This is a genomic window from Paraburkholderia acidiphila (assembly GCF_009789655.1).
Taxonomy (GTDB): domain Bacteria; phylum Pseudomonadota; class Gammaproteobacteria; order Burkholderiales; family Burkholderiaceae; genus Paraburkholderia; species Paraburkholderia acidiphila.
On the sequence record NZ_CP046909.1, the window covers coordinates 3,050,245 to 3,075,991 of the forward strand.

Below are 25,747 nucleotides of genomic sequence, written 5' to 3' on the forward strand. Positions count from 1 at the left end.
TGCGCGCCATGTCTGGCACGACTCGGAAAAGGTCCGAGCGGAGCGCAATGCGCATCGACAACCGCTGTACGGCGCGGGCTCGCCAGACGCCAGAACGATCGCGCCCAACACCAGCCGGGCAATTTCTCATCGCCAAGGTGCGCAGCCCCACGGTTTTCCGCTGGCGTGCCGTTATAACGGGAAGTGAATGCAGGCGCGTCAGGGGAACAAGGTAGGGATGCCGGCTGGAAGGCCGGCGGCGCCGCATTAGAAGGGAATTCACCTGTGCCCGGCACCCGGGCCGCAGGGGGCTGAAATGAAAAACGTCCACTTCCTGACTCATCAGGAGATCTTCGACCGCGCGGTGGCCCATCTGTTTGGCCAGGGGCGCGCGGCACTTCTTCCACGCGGTGGCGGTGCCTACCGGGGCGGTGGCTGCGGCGGCGGTTACGGCAACGCACACTGCTACGGCGGGTGCCCGGTCGGCAGCTTCATCCGGCCACGCGACTATATGAGCGCCATGGAAGGCATACCCGTGCGCTTCATTGGCCGCGAGACGAATGAGGTGCCGCTCTATATGGATGTGGGCGTCGCCGCGCTGAAGAAAGCGCTGCTGCGCTCCCATATCAACATCTACGATCCCGCTACGATCGACCTGCTGAGTTGCCTGCAGAACGTGCACGACGTATTCGGCGTCTGGGAATGGCGCGAGCGCCTTTGCTCGATTGCCGCGCAGTTCGGTATCTCGCCCGGTCACCTCAAGGACGCCGCGTAGCCCCACCCGGCACGCCCGATCGACGCCCAAACGCAAACGGCGGCGCAGCTTCTTGCGAAGCATGCGCCGCCGTCTGGCGGAACACCGAAAAGCGAAAAAGCTTAGTGGAGCTTCTTCGGCAGCATCTGGCTGCGCAGGCGCTTGTGCAGGCGCTTAACAGCGGCTGCCTTCTTGCGCTTGCGAACGGCCGTCGGCTTTTCGTAAGCTTGACGCTCACGCAGCTCGGCGATCAGGCCGTTCTTTTCGATTGCGCGGCGGAAGCGGCGAATCGCCACTTCGAACGGCTCGTTTTCCTTCAGGAGAATCGTCGTCATGTATTTCCTAACTCAAATCGCTTAATACGGTTCAAAGGCGTGAGCGTCAAAGCCGCTCACGCGCCGGCCCTCCGGTCGTTCGCCACACTGGGGCTAAACGAGAGGCAAGGCGGCCACGGAGGCCGGAAAAGAGAAGTAGGGGGTTCACAGCGGAACGCGATCAGGTCGACCTTGCTGCAACACACCTGACCGCCGGTTTGCGGCCGCCAACAGTAACGAACACGGCAACAAAACAGGCAAAGATCTCAATTCACTCTCAATGATATCAGGAAAAGATCCGCCCGACCAGGGTTTCTTGATTCTAGTCAGTCACTTGCGCGGCGTGCTCCGGCCGCCGCGCAAGCGCTGTCGCTTAGGACACCTGGGTTAATCGGCAAATTGGGTGAATTGCCCTTGCCCGCTCGTCAGGCGCTCGCGTCATTGAGCGCCTGGATGTCCGCCGGATCGAGCTTCAGCCGCACGGCGGCGGCCAGGCTCTCCAGCTGATCCAGCGAGGTCGCGCTCGCGATCGGCGCGGTAATGCTCGGACGCGCGATCAGCCACGCCAGCGCAACCGCCGCGAGCGTGCTGCCGTGACGTTCGGCCACATAGTCGAGCGCCGCGAGGATCCGGACGCCACGGTGATCGAGATATTTCTCGACGCGCGAGCCGCGCGTGCTCTTGGCGAGATCCTCACGCGACCGGTACTTGCCCGAGAGAAAGCCGCTCGCGAGACTGTAATAGGGCACGACCGCGAGCTTCTGCGCCATGGCCACCGGTTCGAGATCGGCCTCGTAGTGGGCGCGGTCGTACAGGTTGTATTCGGGCTGGATGATCTGGTACGCGGGCAAGCCCGACTTCTTCGAAACGGCGAGCGCTTCCTCGACGCGTGCGCCCGTGTAGTTCGACGCGCCGATCACGCGCACCTTGCCGGCATCGATGAGGCACTGGTACGCGCCAAGCGTCTCCTCGAGCGGGACCTTCTGGTCGTCCTCGTGCGAGAAGTACACGTCGATGTAATCGGTCTGCAGGCGGCGCAGCGAATCCTCCACGGCAGCCGCGATGTTGGCGGCGCCAAGGCCCGGGCGGCGCGCATCTTTTGCGACTTTCGTCGCGATCACCACCTTGTCGCGCTTGCCGCTCTTCGCGATCCACTTGCCGATGATCGTCTCCGATTCGCCGCCCTGGTTGCCGGGCACCCACGCGGAGTACACGTCGGCGGTGTCGATGAAGTTGAGGCCGGCGTCGGTGAACGCGTCGAGGATCGAGAACGAGGTGGCTTCGTCGGCGGTCCAGCCGAAGACGTTGCCGCCGAACATGAGCGGGGCGACCTGCAACGAGGAAGTGCCGATCCTGCGTTGTTCCATGGGGCCTCCAGAAAAAAGGGGAACGGGAAAGCGTTGAGGATACGCCGCCTCGCGACGCGTTGCAGCCGGCACGGGCACAAGGCCGGGAACGCGCCCTCCAGGCGTGGCTGCGCTAAACCACGCGCACTACCTGCCGTAAACACGCTTGCAAACGGCATTACGCAGTCGTAGGTGCGGGACCGAGTGGCGAGCACGCAGCGGCGCAAGCGGTTTTCATGCGCAGCGCAAATGAGGTCTCGATTGTCGATGCTTCCCCTCAAGTTTTTTTTACCCACGCCGACAACCTTCACTGAGGCGGCCAGCAATGAGAGATTGCTTCCGCCGCGGCCATAGTGGCTTGTAACGGGCTTCCAGCCCGCTTAGGAGAATTTCCATGCTCGGAATTAACAGCAACATTAACTCGCTCGTCGCGCAACAGAACCTGACGGGCTCGGGCAGCGCGCTGTCGCAAGCAATCACGCGCCTGTCGTCGGGTAAGCGCATCAACAGCGCAGCTGACGATGCAGCCGGCCTCGCGATCTCGAACATCATGCAGACCCAGATCAACGGTCTGAATCAAGGTGTGTCGAACTCGAACGACGGCGTTTCGCTGGTTCAAACGGCATCGAGCGGTCTCTCGTCGCTGACGAGCAGCCTGCAACGTATCCGCCAGCTGGCTACCCAGGCCGCCAACGGCTCGATGACCGACGACGACCGCGCAGCACTGCAACAGGAAGTCGCGCAGCAAGTTTCGGAAATCAACCGTATCGCTTCGCAAACGACGTACAACGGCATGAACGTGCTGAACGGTACGCTCGGTACGGTGTCGTTCCAGGTCGGCGCGAACGTCGGCCAGACGATCAGCCTGAACCTGACGCAAAACATGTCGGCAGCTTCGATCGGCAGCGGCGTGCCGCAAGCTGGCCAGACGCTCGGCACGTTCTCCGGCCTGAGCCTGAGCTCGGCTGGCGTTTCGGTCGCCGCTTCGGCAGCAACCGTCACGTCGATCAACGTGGTCTCCGACGGTAGCGGCGGCTTCACGTTCACCGACCAGAACAACCAGGCGCTGAGCAACACGGCAGTTGGCGCGCTGTTCACCGCCTCGGGCAACTCGGGCAGCAGCGGCAACGCGATCCAGGGTTCGGGCGCAGCGGTTTCGCTCGGCGTCACCGCAGCCTTCAACACGGCTGTCGGCTCGGGCGCTTCGGCTGCTGTCGCCGCTGTGGCAGCTCAGGTCGACTCGTACAACGTGCCGACGGACGTTGCAAACGTCAACATCAGCACGGCAAGCGGCGCAAGCATGGCCATGGAGTCGATCGACAACGCACTGACCACGCTGAACAACCTGCAAGCTACGCTCGGCGCAGCACAGAACCGCTTCACGGCAATCGGCACGACGCAGCAAGCTCAGTCGACCGACCTGTCGAGCGCACAGTCGTCGATCCAGGATGCTGACTTCGCACAAGAAACGGCAAACCTGAGCAAGGCGCAAGTGCTGCAGCAAGCCGGTATCTCGGTGCTCGCCCAAGCGAACTCGCAGCCGCAGCAGATCCTGAAGCTCCTCCAGTAATACGAGCTTCTGTAGCCCAAGCGTTGCGCGCACGGACGCCATACCCGTGAGCGCAACGCAAGCCAATCGGGAGCATCGCCTCCCGATTGGCGTTTCCCAGACTTGAACTGATTCACACTGCAACGCCGACGCACGGAGCCCCTTCATGTCCACCGTATCCAGTTCGACAGCCAGCACGATCGCAAGTAGCGTCGCCGCTACCACCGCAGCGAGCAATGCCGCCCTGCAGGAAGCCGCCCAGTCGATCGTCAGCGGCTCGACCGGCAACTCGTCGATGGACGTGAACTCGCTCGTCACCGCGCTCGTCAACGCCAAGACCGCCGGCCAGGCCGCTACGATCAGCGCCGAGCAGTCGCAGGACAACACCGAAATCTCCGCGTACGGCGCGCTTTCCGCAGCGCTCTCCGCGCTCCAGGCAGGCCTCTCGCCGCTTTCGGACGGCACGACCCTCAACGCATTCAGCACGACGGTCAGCGGCACCGGCATTACGGCCACCGCCGGCACCGGCGCGGCGGCAGGGTCGTATTCGATCGACCTGAAGCAGGTGGCGCAGGCCCAGGTGCTCACCTCGACCGGCTACAACGCAACGACGCCGCTGGCTTCAAGCGCGTCCACGATGACGCTGACGGTCAATGGCGCAAGCACCACGATCTCGCTCGACAGCACGAACAGCACCGTTGCAGGCATTGCATCGGCGATCAACTCGGCCACGAACAATCCGGGCGTGACGGCAACCGTCGTCAACGGCGCCGACGGTGCGCACCTTGTGCTGCACTCGACGTCGACCGGTGCGTCGAACGGCATCAGCATTGCGATCAACGACTCGAATTCCAGCGACGCGTTGAACAACCTCGCCGTGACGACCACGCCAGGCACGGCGATCACGAGCGCAAGCGCGACCTCCGCCAACCTCACCGCCAACCAGTCGACGATCTCCAACACGACGAGCTGGACGCAGTCCACGGCCGCGCAGGACGCCTATTTCACGATCGACGGCACCGGCGCCACCAGCTCGACGAACACCGTGACTTCCGCGCTGTCCGGCGTCACTCTGAACCTCACCGCAGCGGCCGTCGATACGTCGAGCACGGGCAGCGGCGCACAGACGCTCACGGTTGCGCAGAACACGAGCGCGGAATCCAACGCGATCAACAATTTCGTCACGCTGTACAACACGCTCGTGACGACGATGGCCACGCTCACGTCGTTCAGCTCGACCTCGACGTCGCAAGGCGTGCTGCTCGGCGACTCGACGCTGAACATGATTCAGAACCAGCTCGCGACGATCGTGGCAACGGGCGTGAAGAGCGGCAACACCACGACGAGCCTGGCCACGATCGGCGTCACGCTGAATTCGGACGGCTCGCTGTCGGTCGACAACGACACGCTGAACACCGCACTGCAGAATAATCAGTCGACCGTAGCGGCGCTGTTCAATTCGACCAATGGCGTGGCTGCCCAGCTGAACAACAACATCACGAGCTATTCGTCGAGCACGGGCGTCATCACGACGCGCACCAACTCGATCCAGACAGACCTGACGAATCTCTCGACCCAACAGTCGAATCTCGCCAATTACCAGTCGCAGCTCACCAGCATGTACACCGCGCAGTTCACCGCGCTCAACACGCTGATGGCGACCATGAACAGCAACCAGCAGTACCTCACGCAGCTCTTCGGCGGCACGAACAGCGCGGGCGCGCTGGCCACCAACAAGAGCTAAGCCCACCGGGCAGGAGAGACGACATGGAATTCGCAGCGCCCATCGATCGCATCTGGCAGATCACGAAAGACATCGAACAGGCAGCGGCCGTGGGCGATTGGGAAAAGGCGGCCGAGCTTGCAAACGAGCGCTCGCCGCTGCTCATGTCGCTCTCCGCGCAGCAGGCGGGTGCCGCGCTCGACGTGCTCAAGCAGGTACACGCAATCGACACGCGTATCGCCACGGAGGCGGAGTCGGCACAGAGCGCGCTCAGCGCCGAATACCGTTGCGCGATGCAGGCGACGCGCAACGTGAACCAGTATCAGCGCGTTGCGCAGTTCTGAAGTGCGGACTTCGCAGCGCGTGCAGGAATAACAAGCAACCATTGCGCCCAAGAGGGCGCATGCGCATACCTCAGCCCGCCTCGCGCGGGCTTTTCTTTTTGCGCCCTCCGCGCACGCGTCCCGCAGCGACGGCCGGCTACCCCGCCCCCATTTCCGCTCCTCGCTTGCCCCATCGAATTGGCGGGCGTTTTGACGTTACCTCGGCAATTCGTCCCGAGTGAGCGCCCTCGATAATTGGCCTACCCTCTGCTACCTGCGGCGCAAGCTCGCCTTCGTCATGACCGCTTTCCTTACTCCGACCGAAACCATCGCGCCAGCCCCTCATTCGCAAATGGCGAGCGACATCCAGCTCGTCATGGAAGCCGGGATCGAACATCATCGCAAGCAGGAATACGACGAAGCTCACGCACTCTACGCCATGGTGCTGGAAGCGGACGGCGATCACGTCGATGCCAATTACCATATTGGCGTGCTTTACATGCAAACGGACCGGCCAGCGCAGGCCGTGCCGCATTTCGAAGCCGTGCTCGGCCACACGCCGAATTTCGCTCAACTTTGGGTCTACTACTTCAACGCCCTCACCGCGAGCAACCAGTTCATCGCTGCGGAGATGGCGCTTGACGTGGCGCGCCAGTGCGGCGTTCCCGCGGACGCCATCGACACGCTGAAGGCTCGCCTGCCCCAGCGGGACACAGCCGCGGCGACGGCACCCTCGACTGGAGCTTCGAGCGCGACAGCCGAAGATACGCCGAAACAGGATGCACCGGACACGCCCGCCGCGAAACTCGATGCGCGCCGCGCGAGCCTGGCGGAGTTGCGCCAGTTCGCCGATCTTTTCAACGGCGGAAAGACCGAGGAGGCATTGAGGCTTGCCCGTCGCTTGACGGAGCAAAACCCGTCGCACGGCGAATGCTGGATTACGCTCACGCACGCCCTGCAGCGTGCAGGCAAGTATGCGGAGTCCGTCTCGTCGGCTGAACGTGCCACCAGCCTGCAGCCCGACAATCTCGCCTTGAAGACGATGCTGGCCGACGCGCTCCATATCACGCGTCAGCCTCAGCGAGCCATCGCGCACTGCCGCGCGGCGCTCGAAAAGCATCCCGAGAGTGCGGCGCTGCATCGCACCTTGGGTGCCGCCCTGCAGGCAACGGGCCGGGCCGGCGAGGGCATCGCCCAGATGCGGCGCGCCGTGGAACTGGCGCCGGACAACGCGCTCGAGCTCGACGCGCTTGCCAACGCGCTGAACGAGGACGGCCAGTACGACGAAGCGGAAAATGCCTTCCGCCGGGCGCTCGCACTCGCGCCGATGCAGTCGGCAACGCACAGCAACCTGTTGTTCTGCCTGATGCACAAGACCGATCTCGATGCCGCCAGCGCATTCGCGGAATTCAGCGAGTTCGGCAAGCGTCAGGAAGCTTCCCTGCGTGCGCACTGGCCGCAGCACGCCAATGACCGCAATCCGTCGCGGCGCCTGCGCATCGGCTTTGTCTCGGGTGACCTGATCAATCACCCGGTCGCCTACTTCTTCCAGTCGATCATCGAGCATCTGGCGCGCGACACAAGCCTGTCACTGCACGTCTATTCGAATTACGTGGTCACCGACGCATTCACCGCGCAGATCCGCGAACACGCGCACGCGTGGCACGAAATCTTCGGCCAGACCGATGCCATGGTTGCGCAGAAGATCCGCGACGACGGCATCGATATCCTGATCGATCTGTCCGGCCATACCGGCCGCAACCGTCTCCTGGCCTTCGCGCACAAGCCCGCGCCCGTCCAGGTGAGCTGGATCGGCAATCCGGCCACGACCGGCCTCACGTCCATCGACTATTACATGTCGGACCGGTTCGTCACGCCGCTCGAACAGTTCGCGAGCTTCTTCTCGGAAAAGCTCGTGTTTCTGCCTGCTCTCGCGCCGTTCAAACCCTACGAGCATGCGCCGGACGTGAACGAGCTGCCGGCGCTGAAAAATGGCTACCTGACGTTCGGCAGCTTCAGCCGTCTCGTCAAGATCGGGCCGGAAGTCGTGGCGCTCTGGGCACGCGTGCTTCGCGAGATACCGACTTCGCGCATGCTCATCGGCGCGATCACGTCGATCGAGCAGATGAACAAGCTGGCCAAAATGTTCGCAAGCGAAGGCATCGACGTGAGCCGCGTCAGCTTTGTGCAGCGCAAGGGAACCGACGAATATCTGCGCCAGCACCAGCAGGTCGACGTCTGTCTCGACGCGTTCCCTTTCGCTGGTTCGACCACGACCATGCACGCCCTGTGGATGGGCGTTCCGACCATGACGCTGCCTGGCGTTTCGATGGCGAGCCGAGGCAGCACGGGGTGGCTCTCGCACCTCGGACTCGACGACGCGTTCGTCGCGCGCGACAAGGACGACTTCGTGAGCAAGTGCGTCGCGCTGGCCGGCGATTTCGACGCGCTCGCGACGGTGCGCAGCGAGCTTCGCCAGCACTGCATGCAGTCACCCATCATCAGCGCAAGCACGATCGCCCACGCCGTATCGCGTGCGCTGCGCACCATGTGGCAGCGCTGGTGCGATGGCCTCGCGCCTGAACACTTCGAGGTACTCGCGCAGCCGCAGGATGCAGCGGCGCAGCCCGTTGCCGAGGCGGCGCGCGAACCGCAACCGGGCATGACACCCAACGCCGGATCGATTACATCGATCGACGCGGTCACTGGCCTGCCTGCAGCGACGAAGCCCATCCGCCTCGTCTGCGGCACCCGTCGCACCCGTGAGCAGTTCTCGACTGAAACGGCGCTTGGCCGCTCGCTAAAGCTCTACGCACACCTGCCCAACGTCGAACTCCAGCTGTTCGACAACAACACGCGCGGGCTGTCCAGCATCTACAACACGGCGATCGAAGAGGCGAAGCAGCGACCGGCCATTCTCGTATTCGTTCACGACGATGTCTGGCTCAACGACTTCTTCTGGACCGAGCGCATCCGCGAATCCGTCGCGCGCTTCGACGTGGTGGGTCTCGCCGGCAACCTTCGCCGCGTGCCGCGCCAACCCGCCTGGGCCTTCGCCACGCCGGATCTGCAGTGGGACGAACGCAAATATCTGAGCGGAACCGTTGGCCACGGTAAGGGGTTTCCGTGCAACATTGCGTCGACCTTCGGGCCTTCAGGACAGGAGTGCAAGCTCCTCGACGGTCTTCTGCTGATCGCGGATAGCGACACGCTCGTCAAGAGCGGCCTGAGTTTTGACGAGCAGTTCAAGTTCCACTTCTACGATATGGACTTTTGCCGCCAGGCCGAACGTAAGGGTCTACGCATGGGAACCTGGCCGATTTCGGTCGTACACGAAAGCGGTGGCGCGTTTGGCACGCCGAGCTGGCACGAGGGCTACGGACAGTATCTGCGCAAATACGGAGATTAAAGCCGCGCACACAACAGCGAAGCGGCGCTGCGGCGCCGCTCGCTGGCAAGCGATACGGGGTGCGTCGGGATGTCGTGGCGCAGCGTTCGATCCCACCCCACGGCATTTCGCCCAGAGCCGGCCGTGTACGACCGGCACCACGAAATCGCGGCATTGATGCTGTGTGCTGTGTGCCGCGGTCCTCACTCGGCCCAGAACTCAGACCGAGCCGCCCCGCGCTTCACCCGAGGTTCGCGGCCTCGTTCGGGCAATCGCGAACCGGCTGGGCGAGCTATCGCCTTTGTTCAGGTCGACTAACGAATGTCTCAACCCGAAGAAGTCGGGTGAGCAGCGGCTGCGTCGTGAACACGACTAACCGGGCGCGCCGAGCGCGGCGCCTCTTTGCATGGATTCGAACCGGATAGCCTGCTTCAAGGAATAGCGCTCGACGCGGGTTAGCGCCAGGCGCCAGTCCTCGAGCAGGCATTGGCCCATCCCGCGACGCTCAGGTCACGGCGAACAGAATGTCCTGCGGCAACAGCGGTGAGGTGTCGATTGCCTGCAGCGTACGAATTTTTTCACGCGAGACGACCTGCGGATCGACCCACCAGTCCTCGAACGGAATCGGATCCGGCGAGACGGGTGGAAACAGCACGGACACGTCTCGCGCTACGAGTTCATAACCGTGCCGGTGCAGAATCTCGCGGCTCTCGGCGCGGGCACGAAAGTCGCCCGAATACGCATCGGTTTCGAAAGTGATCACTGAAAAGCGGTAGCGTTCCAGCGGCAGCTTTTTCAGCACCTGCAGCGTGTTGTAGCTCGGATCGATATCGAGCTGCAGGTAATCGATTCGTTGCGTGTCTTCACCGAACCACGCGGGCAATGCCTTCGCGTAATCGAGTGCGAGCGCGTCGGCGAGCACGAGCGTATGGTCGGCCCGGTCCTTGAGCCAGTTGCCGAAGAACGTCGGATCGAACTCGATCGAAACGCCTTGCCAGTTGTATGCGAGGCCGAGCAACGCGGTGTTGTTGTTCGATAGCGGATAATTCGCACCGACTTCCAGATAGCGGCCGTTCGTGCGGCCATCCAGCATCGACAGCACGAAGATGTCCTGCCATGCCTGCGAAGCGTTGCGATTGAGCGCGCCAGCACCCGCGAACGGGAAGCGCAGATGCGGCTGCATCTGCGGCTGCCACGTCCACGCGCGCCGCAATGACTGAATATCCATAGAGATGGCGTCTTGCATGCGATTCCAGGATTAGACGATTTCGATTTCCGGGAACGGGAAAATCAGTCGCCCGCCGCTCTTCAAAAACTCGCTTTCGCGACGCAGGATGCCGTTCTTGAAGTGCCACGGCAGCACAAGGAAGTAGTCCGGCTTCATCGCACGCGCCTTGGCTTCGGAGATGATGGGGATATGCGTGCCCGGCGTCACGCGGCCGAATTTTTCCTCGTTCACTTCGGCAATGGCCGGAATGTCCGCCGTCGTGAATCCGCAGAACTGCAGCACGACGTTGCCTTTCGTCGAGGCGCCGTAACCGAGAACCTTCTTGCCATCCGCATTCAGCGCGCGAATCAGTCGCGTCAGGTCGTCGCGATGACGGAACACGCGCTCCTCGAATTCGCGATAAGGACGCGGCGTATTCAGGCCCATGCGGTCTTCCTGCTCGAGCAGCCAGTCGATCACCGGTTGATTCGCCTTGATCGAGCGATTGCTGACTTTCGCAGCCGTAACTGCGAAGCTACCCCCGTTGACGGCATTCATCACGACGTCCACGAGCTTGAGTCCGGCCGCTTCCAGAATGGTCTTCACGACGGCGAGCGAGTAGTACTCGAGGTGCTCGTGACAGATCGTGTCGTACGAATTCAGGCGCAGCATCGACGGCATGTAGCTTTGCTCGAAATGCCAGACGCCGTCTTCGGCGAGAATCGACTCGATCTGTTTCGCGAATTCGATCGGCGCTTCAAGGTCGTAGAACATCGCGATCGACGTGACAATCTTCGCCGGTTGGCTTTCGACCGACCGATAGGCATCGGCGGAGAAAAAGTCAGGAACGAGGCGCACGTCTTCCGGATAGTACTCACGGAACTTCTTGCCTGTCGGATCGATGCCGATGCGACGCAGACCGTTGGTGCGGTAAGCCCTCAGCGTCGTGCAGTCGTTGCTGCCGATGTCGAGCACCACGTCGCCGGCCGAGAGCGGCTTCAGGCGTTCGAGGTATGCGATCTTGTCGGTCAGGTGATCGACCATCGACTGGTTCAGCCCCGAACGATAGCCGTAATTGTCGCCGTACATCTCCGACGGTTCGTACGAGTGCGCAAGCTGCAACAGCCCGCTGCCCGGCGACCACACGAGCTCGAGCGGGCCCTGGGTAACCGGTTCGTCAGCCGATTTCGGAAAAACGCCAGTAAGCGCCTGGTGGCCGAGATTGAGCACCGGGATCTGATGAGTGCTGCCGCTCACGCGGCAACCGGGGATGGCGCGATATGAATTCATGGTTGGCTCCGGAACGAAGCGATTTCGGTGGGTAACGAACGGAATGGGGTCACTGAACGCGATCTGCCGTATGCGTGGCGATCGCCGAATCCGAGATCAACATGTTGTGGCCGAACACACCGGCGCTCCTGAAGTGTTCGACGATTAGATAGCTGTGCAGACGTTCGAGCAGAAAGCCGACCGAGCGGCGTTGATAGCCGTCGCGCGCGACGAAGCGCGGCGAGTTCATGAACTCCGACGCGCTCTCGAGCACCGCGAAAATCGAGCGGAACAATTCGACGTGATAGAGGCCGATGCTGCAGGACGGCACGAAGTGCTGCTGGCTGATGAATTTAAGCGCGTCCGACGAATCGAACAGCTTCGCTTCCATCATGTACTGCGTGAAGCTCAGGAAGTCCTCGAGTACATGGGCGCCGTTGTATTGGCCAATAACGCCTCCCGCACCGAGCGTGATCGGCGTATTGAAGCAACTGTTCGTGCGCTGACGCTCGAAGCAGTATGCGTAATTGCCGAGTTCCGTTTCCTGAACCACCGTTGCCCACGGCAGGTTGCTTGCTTTCGGCGCATTCACCGGCGTGGGCGAAATGAACCGGCGGTACTGAAAAATATTTAGATACTCGTATCCCGACGCAATCGCATTGAGGTTGCGATACAGCCAGAAAAGCTGCGCGTATTCCGACAACGCATGCCCGTGCTCGCCATACAGCTCATCGGGCACGATTGCCTTTCTCCGGATGTTGCCCGGCACTGCATTCGGCGAGATCAGCAGATCGACGAAATGCGAGTGCTCGGCCGGAAACGGCACATGCCCGATGCACACATTCAACGTATTCATTTAGACGAGTCCACAAAGCCTTTTTGCGAAGCTAAAGGCTACCGGCTGTGCCCCCCCGTCAATCGATGGAACAGACCGCCCTTAGACGTGCAATTCCCCGGATGCGCGGCTGCCGAAAGTGCTTCTGCGCGCGCGTGGTCGCGAGCGCCCGGGTGGCACGATCAGAAGGCCGTTCGAAGGATTTGTGTGCTGGAAAAACATCTGGCGTTGAATGCGGCGCGCGACGCTGCGCGCGCTGGCGAGCAGGGGCTCGGCTTCGGATGCGATTGAAGACTGCAACGACGACGTTCAGTGCGCGAATGAACGTGACTGTGGCGCAGCGCCCTGGCTGCAGAGATGGCGGGAGATGGGGAAACGCCTGCTTGTGGAGTCCCTGCTTGTGGAGTCCCTGCTTGTGGAGTCCTATAGCCGCCGTACGGCAGGACTCAAAGGATTCACAACTGCGTGGAAGCGGAACTGATTGGCGCGCCCGGCTGGGATCGAACCAGCAACCCCTGCCTTCGGAGGGCAGTACTCTATCCATTGAGCTACGGGCGCATTGACTTGCTGGCACCGCCGCCTGACCGAAGAACTCGGGGATAGCAGCACCGAAGAGAGACCGAGAGAATAACCGGTTTCGGTTAAACCGTCCACCGCACGGCCTGCCCAACGGTTATTCGGGGTCATATTGCGCGGCGTCCACACACCGCCGCGCTGTGCAGCGCCGCCAGCCCTCACGCTTCGGGTAAACGCCCGCTGAACTACGCCCGCACACGCCCACCAGCCGGAAAACCTTCCGTCTATAATCGTCGGTGTTTGATCCGCCGCATGGCCATTGCCGTCCTGCTGTACCGCTCACCATAAAACCAACGGGAGTCGAGACAAGCATGAGCGAAGCACCCCACGGAGCCCCGATCAAAACGCCCGGCCAGCTGATCGCCGCTGTCATCGCCGGGTTTGCCGTCCCCATCGTCATCATCATTCTGCTCGCCTATTACGTCGACAACACGACGCGCACCGGCGCGGGTACCGACGAACTTTCGACCCAGCAGGTTGCCGCGCGCATTGCGCCGGTCGCGCAGGTGAACGTGCGCGACGCCAACGCGCCGCGCGTCTACAAGACCGGTGAACAGGTCTTTCAGGCCGTCTGTTCCGCGTGCCACACCGCCGGTGCCGCCGGCGCACCGAAGTTCGGCAATTCGGGCGACTGGGCGCCGCGCATCGCACAAGGCTTCGATACGCTGTGGAAAACGGCGCTTTCGGGCAAGGGCGCGATGCCCCCGCGCGGCGGCACGAGCCCCGACGACTATAGCGACTACGAAATCGGTCTCGCCGTCGCCTATATGGCGAACCATGCCGGCGCGAACTTCCAGGATCCGCCCAAGCCCGCAGCGGGCGCAGCTAACGCGGCTTCGGGCGCGGCTGCCGCTGCGCCAGCCTCCGGTGCTTCGGGCGCCGATGCGAACGCCGCCCAGGCACAAGCCGCCGCGGCGGCGATCGCGGCCATTGCGCAGCCGTCGTCCGCTCCTGCGGCAGGCGGCGACTCCCAAAGCGCCGACGCCTCGCAGGCGGGCAAGGCGCTCTATCAGCAGGTTTGCCAGGCGTGTCACGCCGCGGGCGTGCTGGGCGCGCCGAAGTTCGGCAACAAGGCCGACTGGGCGCCGCGACTGAAGGACTCGATGGACACCGTCTACAACTATGCGCTGCACGGCAAGGGCCAGATGCCGCCGAAGGGTGGCTCGACCGCCTCGGACGCCGACGTGAAGGCCGCCGTCGATTACATGGTCAGCGCGGCGAAGTAAATCGTCACACGCGCCAGCGCGCACAACGATCCCCGCCCGTAGCGATACGGTGCGGGGATTTTTATTGCGGACGATGAAAAGGCAGGCGCGCGTCAGCGCACCGGATGGGCAAAGTCGCGGGCAAAGTCGAACGCACCCGACGCCTCCTGGGCGAGCGCCCCGTACCGTGCGGCCAGATCGCCGGGAGCCAGCCACGGGTAGCTCAAGCCGTCTTGCAGGCGCTCGAGCCGCGCACCGTCCGGGTCGTCGATCACGTCCATCCGCGCAATGTGAATGTGGAGTGCGCAAACGCGCGGCGCGGAGTCGTTCGCGTCGAACGTCCAGCGATAGGTGCCGTGACCGATGCGCAGCGCGCCCGCCGCGCCCTCGCGCATTACGACGAGCCAGGGGAGCGCCTCGATCGTGCGCTCGTGAACTGCCAGCGCATCGGCTTCACAAAGGTAGTACGTGCGGCAGCGCGAATAACGCTCACCGAAATCGCTGACCAGCGTCTTTGCGATCGCCTCTGCGCCGACGCTGCGCGCCGGAAACGCGATATTCGGTGTGGCCAGCGAGAACGTCAGCTCCGCATCCGGCGCGAAAGCTTCGTGAATCCGTGCGGGCTTCGTGTTGTCCTTCGCGTCGATATACGTTTCAAGCGCGTGACGGTAGTGCGGCAATCGTGGGTTTTCCATCGGCAGCAACGAGCGGAACAGGGGCGTTCACTCTACTGCCGCCCGTGTCCCGAAAACGCAAACACCCGCTGCGCGTCAGGGTCATCACCCCTTCTGCAACAACGCCTTCAAACTCGCCAACCGGTCCTTCGGCGTCATCGGCGCTTCTTCGGCGGTTGGCGGCGGCGCGTCGTCGAGGCCCATTTCGGGAATGAAGCGCGACGCCTCGCACACCACCGTCTCGCGCGCCCGCTTGCGCTTCTTGCACCAGTTCAGATGCAGGCTGCGCTGCGCGCGCGTGATCGCCACGTACATGAGGCGGCGCTCTTCCTCGATGCGCCCTTCGTCGATCACGTCGTCTTCCGAGCCGCCGCGGTGCGGCATGATGCCTTCTTCCACGCCCACGAGGAACACGTGCGGGTACTCCAACCCCTTCGAGGCGTGGACGGTCGAAAGCCGCACGGCGTCCGGGTCCTCTTCCTTGCCTTCGAGCATCGACATCAACGCGACGGTCTGAATGAGACCCATGAGGTTCTTGCCGGTGTCGGCGAGACCGTCGGCGTTGTCATAGCCGGTCGCCTCGCTGTCTTCGCCGATCTCCTGCTCGGGCTTCGTGCCCTTGCGCTTCAACCATTCGAGGAATTCGAGCACGTTCTGCCACTTCGACTGCGCCTGGCGCTCGTCGAAGGCGTCGTACAGATACGCCTCGTAGTGGATCGCGTCCATGAGTTCGTCGAGCACGACCGTCGCCGGGTCTTTGTGCGCGCGTTCGGCGAGCCGCTGCATGAAGTCGCAGAACACGCGCATCGGCTCGACCTGGCGCGCCGACAAACGCGCCTCGATGCCGCCCATGTACACGGCTTCGAACAGCGACACCTTCGCCTGCCCCGCGAACGATCCGAGCGCTTCGAGCGTGGTGTTGCCCACGCCACGGCGCGGCGTGGTGATCGCGCGGATGAACGCGGGATCGTCGTCGTGATTGGCGATCAGGCGCAGGTATGCGCAGATATCCTTGATCTCGGCCTTGTCGAAGAACGACTGGCCGCCCGAGAGCACGTAGGGAATGCGCTCGCGGCGCAGCACCTGTTCGAAGATGCGCGCCTGAAAGTTGCCGCGATACAGAATGGCGTAGTCGCGGAACTGCGCGCGCCGCTCGAACTTGTGCGCCGAAAGCCGGAACACGACCGACTCGGCCTCGTGCTCTTCGTCGTTGCAGGGCGTGACGGTGATGGTGTCGCCCATGCCGTGCTCGGACCAAAGCTTCTTCTCGAAGAGCTTCGGGTTGTTCGCGATGACGTTGTTCGCCGCCGTGAGAATGCGCACCGTCGAGCGATAGTTCTGCTCGAGCTTGATGACGTGCAGCTTCGGAAAGTCCTTGCCGAGCTGCGCGAGGTTTTCGAGCGTGGCGCCGCGCCAGCCGTAGATCGCCTGGTCGTCGTCGCCCACCGCCGTAAACGCCGCGCGCGGGCCCGCCAGCAGTTTCAGCAGCTCGTACTGGCAGGCGTTGGTGTCCTGGTACTCGTCGACGAGCAGATAGCGCAGCTTGTTCTGCCACCGGTCGCGCACCTGCTCGTTCTTCGCAAAGAGCTCGGCAGGCAGGCGGATCAGATCGTCGAAGTCCACGGCCTGATAGGCATGCAGCGTCGCCATGTAGTTGCGGTAGACGATGGCGGCCTGGTGCTCGTCCTCGTTCGAGGCCGTGGCCAGCGCCTGTTCGGGCATCACGAGACCGTTCTTCCAGAGCGAGACGATCGACTGGATCTTGCGGATGAAGCCCTTGTCCGTCGAGCCCACCTGTTCCTGGATCATGGCGAAGCAGTCGTCGGAATCCATGATCGAGAACTGGGGCTTGAGGCCCAGATGCTCGGCTTCCTGGCGCAGGATCTGCACGCCCAGCGAGTGGAACGTGCAGACCGTGAGCTGGTTGGCCGGCACCTTGCGGCCTTCCTTGCCGGGCGTGGTGAGCGTCTTGCCTTCGAGCAGCTTGCCCACGCGCTCGCGCATTTCGGCGGCGGCCTTGTTGGTGAAGGTGACGGCGGCGATATGGCGCGGCTCGAAGCCTTTCGCTTCGATGAGGTGCGCGATCTTCTGCGTGATCACACGCGTCTTGCCGCTGCCCGCGCCGGCGAGCACGAGACAGGGACCGTCGAGGTAGCGCACCGCTTCGTTCTGGGCGGAATTGAGGCCTGCGGACATCGTTGCTGGATTGGAGAAACGGGTGGTACGGCTGGGATGCGGGAATTCGTGACGCCAGCCTCGGGCAAAAGCAGCCGAAGCGCGGCGCACCGCACGGCGCGAGGCGTGCGAACGTCGCAGCGGCCTCTCACGCGGGAGGTGCGATGTTAACACGGCGCAGCGATACGCCGATGCCGCCCTCGATGTTGTCTCCGGTTCCCTTTCTTCGTCGCCCATCCGTCCCTCGCCGCGTTCCGCACGTTCTGCGCGCCGTGCCACAATAACGGGCTCCCGCCACCCGCACTCGCTGGAAAAAGGAAGCGCTAAATGACTGCACCGCTGCAAATCGGCCTGATGGGCTACGGCTTCGCCGGCCAGACCTTCCACGCCCCCGTGATCGCGTATAGCGGCGCCGCGCAGCTCGCGGCCATCGCAACGAGCCAGGGCGAACGCGCCCAGGCCGACTATCCCGACGCGGCGATCGTGCCCGACCTCGACGCGCTGCTCTCGATCGACGCCATCGAATGCGTCGTGATCGCCACGCCCAACGACACGCACTACGACCTCGCGCGCCGCACACTGGAGCGCGGCAAGCACGTGCTCGTCGACAAGCCGGTCACGCTCACTTCCGACGAAGCGCGCACGCTCGCGTCCATCGCAAAGCAGCGCGGCCTCGTGTTCGCGCCGTTCCACAATCGCCGCTGGGACGGCGATTTCCTCACCGTGCGCGAGCTGATCGCCGGCGGCGAACTCGGTCGCGTCACGCACTACGAATCGCATTTCGACCGCTTCCGCCCGCAAGTGAAGCAGCGCTGGCGCGAAGACGCCACGCGCGGCGGCGGCCTGCTCTACGATCTCGGCCCGCATTTGATCGACCAGACGCTCGCGCTCTTCGGCGCGCCCGAGTCGATTACCGCGTTCGTGCACACGCGCCGCGAAAACGCGAGCGCGCCGGACTACGCCCACCTCGTGCTGCGCTACCCGACCCACGACGCCGTGCTGCACGCCAGCGCGCTCGCCGCGTACGCCCCGCGATTCGCGATTCATGGCACGCGCGGCAGCTATTTGAAGAATGGGCTCGACACCCAGGAAGATCAGCTCAAGGACGGCCTGCGCCCGGGCCAGCCCGGGTTCGGCGCGGGCAACGAGGCGGGCCGCCTGCACGTGCTGCGCGACGACGGTCAGGAAGCCGATATCGAAGTGCCCAATGCAGCCGGCAATTACGCCGATCTGTATCGCGCGCTCGCCGCGGCGATCCGCGAAGGCAAGCCGTTCCCGGTGAGCCCACAGGACGCCATCGACGTCATGACGCTCATCGAGCTTGCCATGCAAAGCGCGAAGGAAAGGCGCACGCTGGCGTTCGTGCGCGGGTCCTGAACGCGCTCGCTTGCACTTTCTGCTGCGGCGTCGACCTTGCATTGCGCCGACGCCGCTGAAAGGTCCATACAAATGGTTACATCTGGTTGCCGCTGCCGGGTCATCACGCGGCAATAGCCAGACGTTTGTAGACGTGCAGGACAAAAAAGCAGCAACGACAAGACCAAGGAGAGTCTGAATGACCCGATACACCCACGCGCTACGTTTGATCGCCGCTGGCGCGCTCGTCTCGACCCTCGCCGCGTGCGTGGTCAACCAGCCGGCGCCGCGCCCCGCTCCGCCGCCGCCTGGCCCGAATCCGCATGAAGTCGCCGTCGACCGCCTGCATCAGGTCGATGGCCGTATCGACAACCTGGGCCACCGTATCGACATGCGCGTGAATCAGGGCTATTACCCGCCCCCGCAAGGCAACGCGCTGCATCACCGCCTCGACACGATCCGTGGTGAAGCGCACGACATGGCTGCGCAGCATGGCGGCGGCATTTCGCCCGACGAGCAGCGCGTGCTGAACCAGGAACTCGACACGGCCGCGCGCGCCATCGGCGAGTAAGCGCGAGACGCATTGGCAACCCATGCACGGACCGCACTCGCGGTTCGTGCCTCTCTCGCAGCCCCACCCGAACTGCCCCCGATTTTCATCCGCGCCGCACAGCGCCCGTGAATGCTCCGGGCAAGCCAATACCAGTACGCCTCCCGGCCCTTTGCCCGCGCCGCACGCAGAATTATTCCGCATTGACATAGCCCCGAGGCGTCGCGCACAATCGCTGCGCGCGCCGGGAGAGCGCGCCGTTTGCGTTGATTAGCGCAACCGGCGCCGCCGAAGGGGCAACCCACAAACTCTCAGGCAAAAGGACCGTGCGCGCCGGACCGCTGATTCGTTGCATTTGCGCGCTTTCGCGCGAGGTGAGGCGAAGCAGCTAATCAGTCCGCAACTCTGGAGAGCGGCAGTAGAACGCCTCGCGCGTTCAGGCTGCCCACCGAAGGGGCGCGCGCCAGCATCAGCGGCGCAATCTCTCAGGTACCGAGGACAGAGGGGCCATGCAAGAAACGACCACGGGCATCGTGCCTGCGGCGCTTCCTGCATGGCCTTTTTCGTTTTCGCGCGACTATTCGCGACCGCCTGAGGCCCCATGACCGAACTCAAACGCACCCCGCTGAACGACACGCACCGCGCGCTGAACGCCCGCATGGTCGACTTCGGCGGCTGGGACATGCCCGTCAACTACGGCTCGCAGATCGACGAGCATCGCGCCGTGCGCACCGACGCCGGCATGTTCGACGTCTCGCACATGTGCGTCGTCGACTTTTCGGGCCCGAAGGCGCGCGAGTTCTTCTCCCGCGCGCTCGCCAACAACGTCGCCAAGCTCACGACGCCGGGTAAGGCGCTCTACTCGTGCATGCTGAACCCCGAAGGCGGCGTGATCGACGACCTGATCGTCTACTTCTTCGCCGACGATCAGTTCCGCACCGTCGTCAACGCCGGCACGGCCGAAAAAGACATCGCCTGGTTCGAAAAGCTCAACGCCGAAGGCGGCTTCGGCCTCACCATCACGCCGCGCCGCGATCTCGCGATCGTCGCCGTGCAAGGCCCGAACGCGCGTGAAAAGGTCTGGCAGGTCGCGCCCTCGTCGCGCAGCGCCACCGAAGTGCTCAAACCCTTCAACGCCGCGAAGATCGAAGCCACGCCGTTTGGCGAGCTGATGATCGCGCGCACCGGCTACACGGGCGAAGACGGCTTCGAAATCGTGCTGCCCGACGTCGCCGTATGCGAATTCTGGGACGCCCTGCAGCGCCAGGGCGTGAAGCCCTGCGGCCTTGGCGCGCGCGACACGCTGCGCCTCGAAGCGGGCATGAACCTCTACGGCCAGGACATGGACGACAACGTCTCGCCGCTCGACGCCGGCCTCGCCTGGACCGTCGACATGAAAGAGCCGCGCGACTTCGTCGGCCGCGCCGTGCTCGAAGCGAACGGCTCGCGTTCGGCCTTCGTCGGCCTGATCCTGCAGAAGGAAAACGGCAAGGCGGGCGGCGTGCTGCGCGCACACCAGAAAGTGCTCACGCCGCATGGCGAGGGCGAGATCACGAGCGGCACGTTCTCGCCGAGCATGCAGGAATCCATCGCCTTCGCGCGCGTGCCGCAAGGCGTGCAGCCGGGCGACGTCGTGCAGGTGCAGATCCGTGACAAAGCCCTTCCCGCAAGCGTGGTAAAACTGCCGTTCGTGCGCAACGGCAAGGTGCTCGCCGCCTGATCCGCGAGGATCCTGCCGCCGCGCACGCCCTCCCCCTTTCAAGCAACAAAAACCGAACCACGCACTGGAGCAACCATGAGCATCCCGGCCGATCTGAAATACACCGAATCGCACGAGTGGATCCGCACCGAAGCCGACGGCACGCTGACCATCGGCATCACCGACCACGCGCAGGAAGCGCTCGGCGACATCGTCTTCCTCGAACTGCCCGAAGCCGGCCGCGCGGTCAGCGCTGGCGACGCCGTGGCCGTGATCGAGTCGGTCAAGGCCGCCTCGGACATCTACGCGCCGGTCGCCGGCGAGATCATCGAAGCGAACACGTCGCTCGTCGACACGCCCGACCAGGTGAACGGCGCGCCGTACGAATCGTGGCTCTTCAAGATCAAGCCCGCCGCCGACCCCAAGCTCGATTCGCTGATCGACGCCGCCGCCTACGAAAAGGCCATCGGCGCTTAAATCTCAACCGCACAGGCGCGGCGGCGGACTTAAGCCCGGCCCGTCGCCCGCGCCAGCAGTAAAACCCGGAACCCCTATGAAGCTCGAACACCCGGACCGTCTGATGAACTCCCCGCTCTCGCTTGCTGCGCTCGAAGCGCACGACGCTTTCGCCGCCCGCCATATCGGCCCCGACACGGCCGACCAGCAGGCGATGCTCGACGCGCTCGGCTTCGCCTCGCGCGCCGCGCTGATCGATGCGGTGATTCCGGCGAAGATCCGCCGCAACGAGACGCTGCCGCTCGGCCCGTTCTCGCAGCCGCGCTCGGAAGCCGAGGCGCTCGCCGCCCTGCGCGCGCTCGCGGACAAGAACCAGGTGTTCCGCTCGTATATCGGGCAGGGTTACTACGACACGCACACGCCGGCCGTCATCCTGCGCAACGTGCTCGAAAACCCGGCGTGGTACACCGCGTACACGCCGTACCAGCCGGAAATCTCGCAGGGCCGCCTCGAAGCCCTGCTGAACTTCCAGCAGATGATCACCGACCTGACGGGCCTCGCGATCTCGAACGCGTCGCTGCTCGACGAGGCCACCGCCGCCGCCGAAGCGATGACGCTCGTGCAGCGCGTGGGCAAGTCGAAGTCGAACGTGTTCTTCGTCGCCGACGACGTGCTCGCGCAGACCATCGAAGTCGTGAAGACGCGCGCGAAGCCGATCGGCATCGAGGTGAAGGTTGGTCCGGCCACTGAAGCCGCGCAAGCGGGCGCCTTCGGCGTGCTGCTGCAATATCCGGGCGTGAACGGCGACGTGCGCGACTACCGCGCGCTCGCGCAAGCCGTGCACGCCGCCGGCGGCGCGGTGATCGCCGCCGCCGACCTGCTCGCGCTCACCGTGCTCACGCCTCCGGGCGAATGGGGCGCGGACGTGGCCGTGGGCAACTCGCAGCGCTTTGGCGTGCCGATGGGCTTCGGCGGCCCGCACGCCGCGTATCTCGCGGTGAAGGACGAATTCAAGCGCCAGATGCCGGGCCGTCTCGTCGGCGTGACCGTCGACGCACAGGGCAACCCGGCGCTGCGCCTCGCGCTGCAAACGCGCGAACAGCACATCCGCCGCGAGAAGGCCACCTCCAACGTCTGCACGGCGCAAGCGCTGCTCGCGATCATGGCGAGCATGTACGCCGTCTATCACGGCCCGCAAGGCTTGAAGCGCATCGCGCAGCGCGTGAACCGCGTCGCCGCGATCCTCGCCGCGGGCGCGAAGCAACTGGGCTACACGCTCGTCAACGAAGCGTTCTTCGACACGCTCACGTTCGAAGCCGGCCCGCGCACCCAGGCGCTGCACGACGCGGCCCTCGCGCGCGGCATGAACCTGCGCCACGTGAGCGAGACGCGTGTGGGCGTGTCCGTAGACGAAACGACCTCGCGCGCCGATCTGGCCGACCTGCTCGCCGTGTTCGCGCAAGCCGCGTTTGCCAGCGAAGCGCCTTCGCTCGACAAGCTCGACGCCGAACTCACGCAAAGCGCCGCTCTGACGTTCCCGGCCGCGCTGGCGCGCGAAAGCGCGTACCTCACGCACCCGGTGTTCAACCGTCATCATTCGGAAACGGAAATGCTGCGCTATCTGCGCAGCCTGTCGGATAAGGACCTCGCGCTCGACCGCTCGATGATCCCGCTCGGCTCGTGCACGATGAAGCTGAACGCGACCTCGGAAATGCTGCCGGTCACGTGGCCCGAATTCGGCCGCATCCACCCGTTCGCGCCGGCTGAGCAAACCGTGGGCTATCGCGAGATGGTCGATCAGCTCGAACAGATGCTCGTGGCCGCAACGGGCTACGCCGCCGTCTCGCTGCAGCCGAACGCGGGCTCGCAGGGCGAGTACGCGGGCCTGCTCATCATCCAGGCGTATCACGCCTCGCGCGGCGAAGCGCATCGCAACGTCTGCCTGATTCCCGCTTCGGCGCACGGCACGAACCCCGCATCGGCGCAGATGGCCGGCATGCAAGTGGTCGTGGTCGCGTGCGACGCGCAAGGCAACATCGACCTCGCCGACCTGAAGGCCAAGGCCGAACAGCACGCCGCCAAGCTCGCGGCGATCATGATCACGTATCCGTCGACGCACGGCGTGTTCGAAGAGAACGTGCGCGAAGTCTGCGAAATCGTGCACGCGGCGGGCGGCCAGGTGTACGTGGACGGCGCGAACATGAACGCGATGGTCGGACTCGCGGCGCCCGGCCAGTTCGGCGGCGACGTCTCGCACCTGAACCTGCACAAGACGTTCTGCATTCCGCACGGCGGTGGCGGCCCGGGCGTCGGCCCGGTCGCAGTTGGCGCGCACCTCGCGCAATTCCTGCCGAACCAGCTTTCGTCGGGCTACAAGCGCGACGACCACGGCATCGGCGCGGTGAGCGCGGCGCCTTACGGCTCGGCTTCGATCCTGCCGATCTCGTGGATGTACATCGCCATGATGGGCGCGGCCAACCTGACCGCCGCGACCGAAAACGCGATCCTCAACGCGAACTACGTGGCGAACAAGCTCGCGCCGCACTTCCCGGTGCTCTACAGCGGCCCGGGCGGACTCGTCGCGCACGAGTGCATTCTGGACCTGCGCCCCATCAAGGACGCGAGCGGTATCACCGTGGACGACGTGGCCAAGCGCCTGATGGACTACGGCTTTCACGCCCCGACCATGAGCTTCCCGGTGCCGGGCACGCTGATGGTCGAGCCGACCGAGTCGGAGTCGAAGGAAGAGCTGGACCGCTTCATCGACGCGATGGTTGCAATCCGTGAGGAAATCCGCGCCGTGGAAGAGGGCCGCGCGGACAAGGAGGACAACCCGCTGCGCCACGCGCCGCACACGGCCGCCGTCGTCGTCGCCGACGACTGGAAACACGCCTACTCGCGCGAGCAGGCGGCGTACCCGGTCGCGTCGCTCGTCGCGCGCAAGTACTGGCCGCCGGTTGGCCGCGCCGACAACGCTTACGGCGACCGCAACCTGTTCTGCTCGTGCGTACCGATCGGCGAATATGCCGATGAAACGGCAGGCGAATAAGCCTCGTCCCGGCCGCTGCGTTATCTCCGGATAACGCAGCGGCAGTCATCCCCCTCACATTTGCCGCCGCAAACCGCTAACATCACACACCTGTCAGCCTTGAATCAGGGAGTCGCGCATGGCGCGGAAGGTGGGAACGGATCTACTGCGGGTTCCACTGCGGGACTTGCCGCATACCGCAACGCGGCATTCGGTCCGGCAAACCCGGCATGCGCGCGGCACGTCGCAAAGCCGCCCGCAGCGCCTTGCCGCCGCGCTGGCGTTTGCCTGCGCAACGCTTACCGGCACCTTCGCGGGCACGGCCCACGCGGCCATGAACTTCTGCGCGGCACCCGCACTGCAATCGAGCGAGCGCACCAACGCCGATCCGGGCGTGAAGGCGCTCGTGGCCGAGGTGCTGACGCACGTGAACGACACGCCGCGTCCGCTGGCGCGTCTGCACACCGAGGGCACGCTGCCGCACGAGGGCATCTACGATCAGAGCGTCGAGGCCGCGAAGGAACTCGACCTCATGCGCAACGCCGCGCTCGCGTGGCGCGCAACGAGCGACGAACGCTTCCTGAAGCTCGTGGACCGCTTTCTGCTCGCGTGGGTCACCACGTACAAGCCGAGCTTCAATCCCATCGACGAAACGCGTTTCGAGGGCTTGATACTCGCCTACGACATGACCGCGAGCGCGCTGCCCGTGAAAACGCGCAACGCGACCATGCAGTTCCTGAACAGCTTCGCGAACGGCTATATCGCGCAGGTCGACGCGCAGCCGCGCCCGCTCAAGGGAACTTTCGCGAACAACTGGCAGAGCCATCGGGTCAAACTGATTGCGATGATCGCGTTCACGCTCGACAACCGCAAGATGATCGCAACGGCGCAGCGGCTCTTCGTGGAGCATCTCGGCGACAACGTCGCGCCCGACGGCTCGACGCTCGATTTCACCGAGCGCGACGCGCTGCACTACGTGACCTACGATCTGCAGCCGCTCGTGACCGCCGCGCTCGCCGCGCGACGCCACAACCGCAACTGGCTGACCGAACGCGCGGCCAATGGCGCCACGCTCGCGGCTGCGCTCGACTGGCTCACGCCCTATGCGCTCGGCCAGAAAACGCACGAGGAATTCGTGCATTCGAACGTACCGTTCGATGCAAAGCGGCGCGAAGCGGGCCTGCCTGGCTACACCGGCCAGTGGGACCCGAAGAACGCCGCGGAACTGTTTCACCTGGCGGCGCGACTCGACGGCCGCTTTGCGCCAGTCGCGCTGAAACTCGCGCCCACGCCACCCGCGTGGCTCGCCGTCTGTCTGCCGTTGCCGGCGCGTTAACACGC

The 25,747-nt window shown here is 64.3% G+C and carries 19 protein-coding genes, 1 tRNA gene and 2 riboswitches; of the genes, 12 read left to right on the forward strand and 8 right to left on the reverse strand.

All coding sequences use genetic code 11. The features are described from left to right. The first annotated feature begins 295 nt into the window (after positions 1 to 295). Complete coding sequence (locus FAZ97_RS13935; RefSeq protein WP_158758906.1) at positions 296 to 754, forward strand: hypothetical protein; 459 nt, start codon at positions 296 to 298, stop codon at positions 752 to 754. A 101-nt stretch (positions 755 to 855) separates the two neighbouring features. On the opposite strand, the gene rpsU is transcribed toward FAZ97_RS13935, so the two are convergent. Further along, entirely contained in the window at positions 856 to 1,068 is a 213-nt protein-coding gene (gene rpsU, locus FAZ97_RS13940) for a 30S ribosomal protein S21 (RefSeq protein WP_004198205.1), read from the reverse strand. A gap of 404 nt (positions 1,069 to 1,472) precedes the next feature. Next, positions 1,473 to 2,414 (reverse strand): aldo/keto reductase, encoded by a 942-nt coding sequence (locus tag FAZ97_RS13945; protein ID WP_158758907.1) that lies wholly within the window; start codon positions 2,412 to 2,414, stop codon positions 1,473 to 1,475. Between the two features lie 373 nt (positions 2,415 to 2,787). On the opposite strand from FAZ97_RS13945, the gene FAZ97_RS13950 reads away from it, so the two are divergent. The 4 genes from FAZ97_RS13950 (at position 2,788) to FAZ97_RS13965 (ending at position 9,397) form a co-directional block, all read left to right on the forward strand. Continuing rightward, entirely contained in the window at positions 2,788 to 3,963 is a 1,176-nt protein-coding gene (locus FAZ97_RS13950; RefSeq protein WP_158758908.1) for a flagellin, read from the forward strand. A gap of 145 nt (positions 3,964 to 4,108) precedes the next feature. Then, positions 4,109 to 5,686, forward strand: a complete 1,578-nt coding sequence (gene fliD, locus FAZ97_RS13955) for a flagellar filament capping protein FliD (protein WP_158758909.1) — start codon at positions 4,109 to 4,111, stop codon at positions 5,684 to 5,686. A gap of 23 nt (positions 5,687 to 5,709) precedes the next feature. Then, positions 5,710 to 6,009 carry a flagellar protein FliT gene (locus tag FAZ97_RS13960; RefSeq protein ID WP_158758910.1) on the forward strand — a complete coding sequence of 100 codons (300 nt, stop codon included), beginning with the start codon at positions 5,710 to 5,712 and terminating at the stop codon, positions 6,007 to 6,009. Between the two features lie 277 nt (positions 6,010 to 6,286). Further along, complete coding sequence (locus FAZ97_RS13965) at positions 6,287 to 9,397, forward strand: O-linked N-acetylglucosamine transferase family protein (protein WP_199272058.1); 3,111 nt, start codon at positions 6,287 to 6,289, stop codon at positions 9,395 to 9,397. Positions 9,398 to 9,881: 484 nt separating this feature from the next. Here FAZ97_RS13965 and FAZ97_RS13970 read toward each other — a convergent pair whose 3' ends face one another. The 4 genes from FAZ97_RS13970 to FAZ97_RS13985 all read right to left on the reverse strand — a co-directional run bounded on the left by FAZ97_RS13970 (position 9,882) and on the right by FAZ97_RS13985 (position 13,245). Continuing rightward, a complete protein-coding gene (locus tag FAZ97_RS13970) occupies positions 9,882 to 10,604 on the reverse strand; it encodes a class I SAM-dependent methyltransferase (protein WP_158758911.1) in 723 nt (240 codons plus the stop codon). Between the two features lie 30 nt (positions 10,605 to 10,634). Beyond that, positions 10,635 to 11,873 (reverse strand): class I SAM-dependent methyltransferase, encoded by a 1,239-nt coding sequence (locus FAZ97_RS13975; RefSeq protein WP_158758912.1) that lies wholly within the window; start codon positions 11,871 to 11,873, stop codon positions 10,635 to 10,637. A 49-nt stretch (positions 11,874 to 11,922) separates the two neighbouring features. Continuing rightward, a complete protein-coding gene (locus tag FAZ97_RS13980) occupies positions 11,923 to 12,708 on the reverse strand; it encodes a hypothetical protein (protein ID WP_158758913.1) in 786 nt (261 codons plus the stop codon). Positions 12,709 to 13,169: 461 nt separating this feature from the next. Then, a tRNA-Arg gene (locus FAZ97_RS13985) sits at positions 13,170 to 13,245 on the reverse strand. 329 nt (positions 13,246 to 13,574) lie between these two features. Between FAZ97_RS13985 and FAZ97_RS13990 the strand changes: the two genes are divergently transcribed. Beyond that, positions 13,575 to 14,489, forward strand: a complete 915-nt coding sequence (locus tag FAZ97_RS13990) for a c-type cytochrome (protein ID WP_158758914.1) — start codon at positions 13,575 to 13,577, stop codon at positions 14,487 to 14,489. Positions 14,490 to 14,581: 92 nt separating this feature from the next. On the opposite strand, the gene FAZ97_RS13995 is transcribed toward FAZ97_RS13990, so the two are convergent. Together FAZ97_RS13995 and FAZ97_RS14000 are read right to left on the reverse strand one after the other, a co-directional pair. After that, on the reverse strand, positions 14,582 to 15,163 hold the full coding sequence (locus FAZ97_RS13995; RefSeq protein WP_158758915.1) for a hypothetical protein: 582 nt from the start codon (positions 15,161 to 15,163) through the stop codon (positions 14,582 to 14,584). 84 nt (positions 15,164 to 15,247) lie between these two features. Then, positions 15,248 to 17,338: a UvrD-helicase domain-containing protein gene (locus tag FAZ97_RS14000; protein WP_158758916.1), complete on the reverse strand. Its 2,091-nt coding sequence runs from the start codon at positions 17,336 to 17,338 to the stop codon at positions 15,248 to 15,250. Between the two features lie 306 nt (positions 17,339 to 17,644). Here FAZ97_RS14000 and FAZ97_RS14005 point away from each other — a divergent pair, with 306 nt between their 5' ends. From FAZ97_RS14005 to FAZ97_RS14030, 6 genes are all read left to right on the forward strand, one after another. Continuing rightward, positions 17,645 to 18,694, forward strand: coding sequence for an oxidoreductase (locus FAZ97_RS14005; protein ID WP_158758917.1), 1,050 nt, complete (start codon positions 17,645 to 17,647; stop codon positions 18,692 to 18,694). Positions 18,695 to 18,872: 178 nt separating this feature from the next. Continuing rightward, positions 18,873 to 19,244 carry a hypothetical protein gene (locus FAZ97_RS14010; RefSeq protein WP_158758918.1) on the forward strand — a complete coding sequence of 124 codons (372 nt, stop codon included), beginning with the start codon at positions 18,873 to 18,875 and terminating at the stop codon, positions 19,242 to 19,244. A 214-nt stretch (positions 19,245 to 19,458) separates the two neighbouring features. Continuing rightward, a riboswitch (glycine riboswitch) is annotated at positions 19,459 to 19,559 on the forward strand. Positions 19,560 to 19,618: 59 nt separating this feature from the next. Further along, positions 19,619 to 19,735, forward strand: a riboswitch (glycine riboswitch). An 89-nt stretch (positions 19,736 to 19,824) separates the two neighbouring features. Continuing rightward, on the forward strand, positions 19,825 to 20,943 hold the full coding sequence (gene gcvT / locus FAZ97_RS14015) for a glycine cleavage system aminomethyltransferase GcvT (protein WP_158758919.1): 1,119 nt from the start codon (positions 19,825 to 19,827) through the stop codon (positions 20,941 to 20,943). Between the two features lie 75 nt (positions 20,944 to 21,018). Next, positions 21,019 to 21,399, forward strand: a complete 381-nt coding sequence (gene gcvH, locus FAZ97_RS14020; protein ID WP_158758920.1) for a glycine cleavage system protein GcvH — start codon at positions 21,019 to 21,021, stop codon at positions 21,397 to 21,399. 76 nt (positions 21,400 to 21,475) lie between these two features. Next, entirely contained in the window at positions 21,476 to 24,427 is a 2,952-nt protein-coding gene (gene gcvP / locus FAZ97_RS14025; RefSeq protein WP_158758921.1) for an aminomethyl-transferring glycine dehydrogenase, read from the forward strand. Between the two features lie 313 nt (positions 24,428 to 24,740). Further along, positions 24,741 to 25,742 carry an alginate lyase family protein gene (locus FAZ97_RS14030; RefSeq protein ID WP_158759180.1) on the forward strand — a complete coding sequence of 334 codons (1,002 nt, stop codon included), beginning with the start codon at positions 24,741 to 24,743 and terminating at the stop codon, positions 25,740 to 25,742. The last annotated feature ends 5 nt before the right edge of the window (positions 25,743 to 25,747 follow it).

Excerpts from the sequence above, each read along its gene's own strand:
- FAZ97_RS14030 (WP_158759180.1), top strand. The coding sequence starts at position 24,741 with ATGAACTTCTGCGCGGCACCCGCACTGCAATCGAGCGAGCGCACCAAC.
- FAZ97_RS13965 (WP_199272058.1), top strand. The coding sequence starts at position 6,287 with ATGACCGCTTTCCTTACTCCGACCGAAACCATCGCGCCAGCCCCTCAT.
- fliD (WP_158758909.1), top strand. The coding sequence starts at position 4,109 with ATGTCCACCGTATCCAGTTCGACAGCCAGCACGATCGCAAGTAGCGTC.
- rpsU (WP_004198205.1), bottom strand. The coding sequence starts at position 1,068 with ATGACGACGATTCTCCTGAAGGAAAACGAGCCGTTCGAAGTGGCGATT.
- FAZ97_RS13980 (WP_158758913.1), bottom strand. The coding sequence starts at position 12,708 with ATGAATACGTTGAATGTGTGCATCGGGCATGTGCCGTTTCCGGCCGAG.
- gcvT (WP_158758919.1), top strand. The coding sequence starts at position 19,825 with ATGACCGAACTCAAACGCACCCCGCTGAACGACACGCACCGCGCGCTG.
- FAZ97_RS13950 (WP_158758908.1), top strand. The coding sequence starts at position 2,788 with ATGCTCGGAATTAACAGCAACATTAACTCGCTCGTCGCGCAACAGAAC.
- FAZ97_RS14010 (WP_158758918.1), top strand. The coding sequence starts at position 18,873 with ATGACCCGATACACCCACGCGCTACGTTTGATCGCCGCTGGCGCGCTC.
- FAZ97_RS13945 (WP_158758907.1), bottom strand. The coding sequence starts at position 2,414 with ATGGAACAACGCAGGATCGGCACTTCCTCGTTGCAGGTCGCCCCGCTC.
- FAZ97_RS13990 (WP_158758914.1), top strand. The coding sequence starts at position 13,575 with ATGAGCGAAGCACCCCACGGAGCCCCGATCAAAACGCCCGGCCAGCTG.
- gcvP (WP_158758921.1), top strand. The coding sequence starts at position 21,476 with ATGAAGCTCGAACACCCGGACCGTCTGATGAACTCCCCGCTCTCGCTT.
- FAZ97_RS14005 (WP_158758917.1), top strand. The coding sequence starts at position 17,645 with ATGACTGCACCGCTGCAAATCGGCCTGATGGGCTACGGCTTCGCCGGC.
- gcvH (WP_158758920.1), top strand. The coding sequence starts at position 21,019 with ATGAGCATCCCGGCCGATCTGAAATACACCGAATCGCACGAGTGGATC.
- FAZ97_RS13960 (WP_158758910.1), top strand. The coding sequence starts at position 5,710 with ATGGAATTCGCAGCGCCCATCGATCGCATCTGGCAGATCACGAAAGAC.
- FAZ97_RS13995 (WP_158758915.1), bottom strand. The coding sequence starts at position 15,163 with ATGGAAAACCCACGATTGCCGCACTACCGTCACGCGCTTGAAACGTAT.
- FAZ97_RS13935 (WP_158758906.1), top strand. The coding sequence starts at position 296 with ATGAAAAACGTCCACTTCCTGACTCATCAGGAGATCTTCGACCGCGCG.
- FAZ97_RS13970 (WP_158758911.1), bottom strand. The coding sequence starts at position 10,604 with ATGGATATTCAGTCATTGCGGCGCGCGTGGACGTGGCAGCCGCAGATG.
- FAZ97_RS14000 (WP_158758916.1), bottom strand. The coding sequence starts at position 17,338 with ATGTCCGCAGGCCTCAATTCCGCCCAGAACGAAGCGGTGCGCTACCTC.
- FAZ97_RS13975 (WP_158758912.1), bottom strand. The coding sequence starts at position 11,873 with ATGAATTCATATCGCGCCATCCCCGGTTGCCGCGTGAGCGGCAGCACT.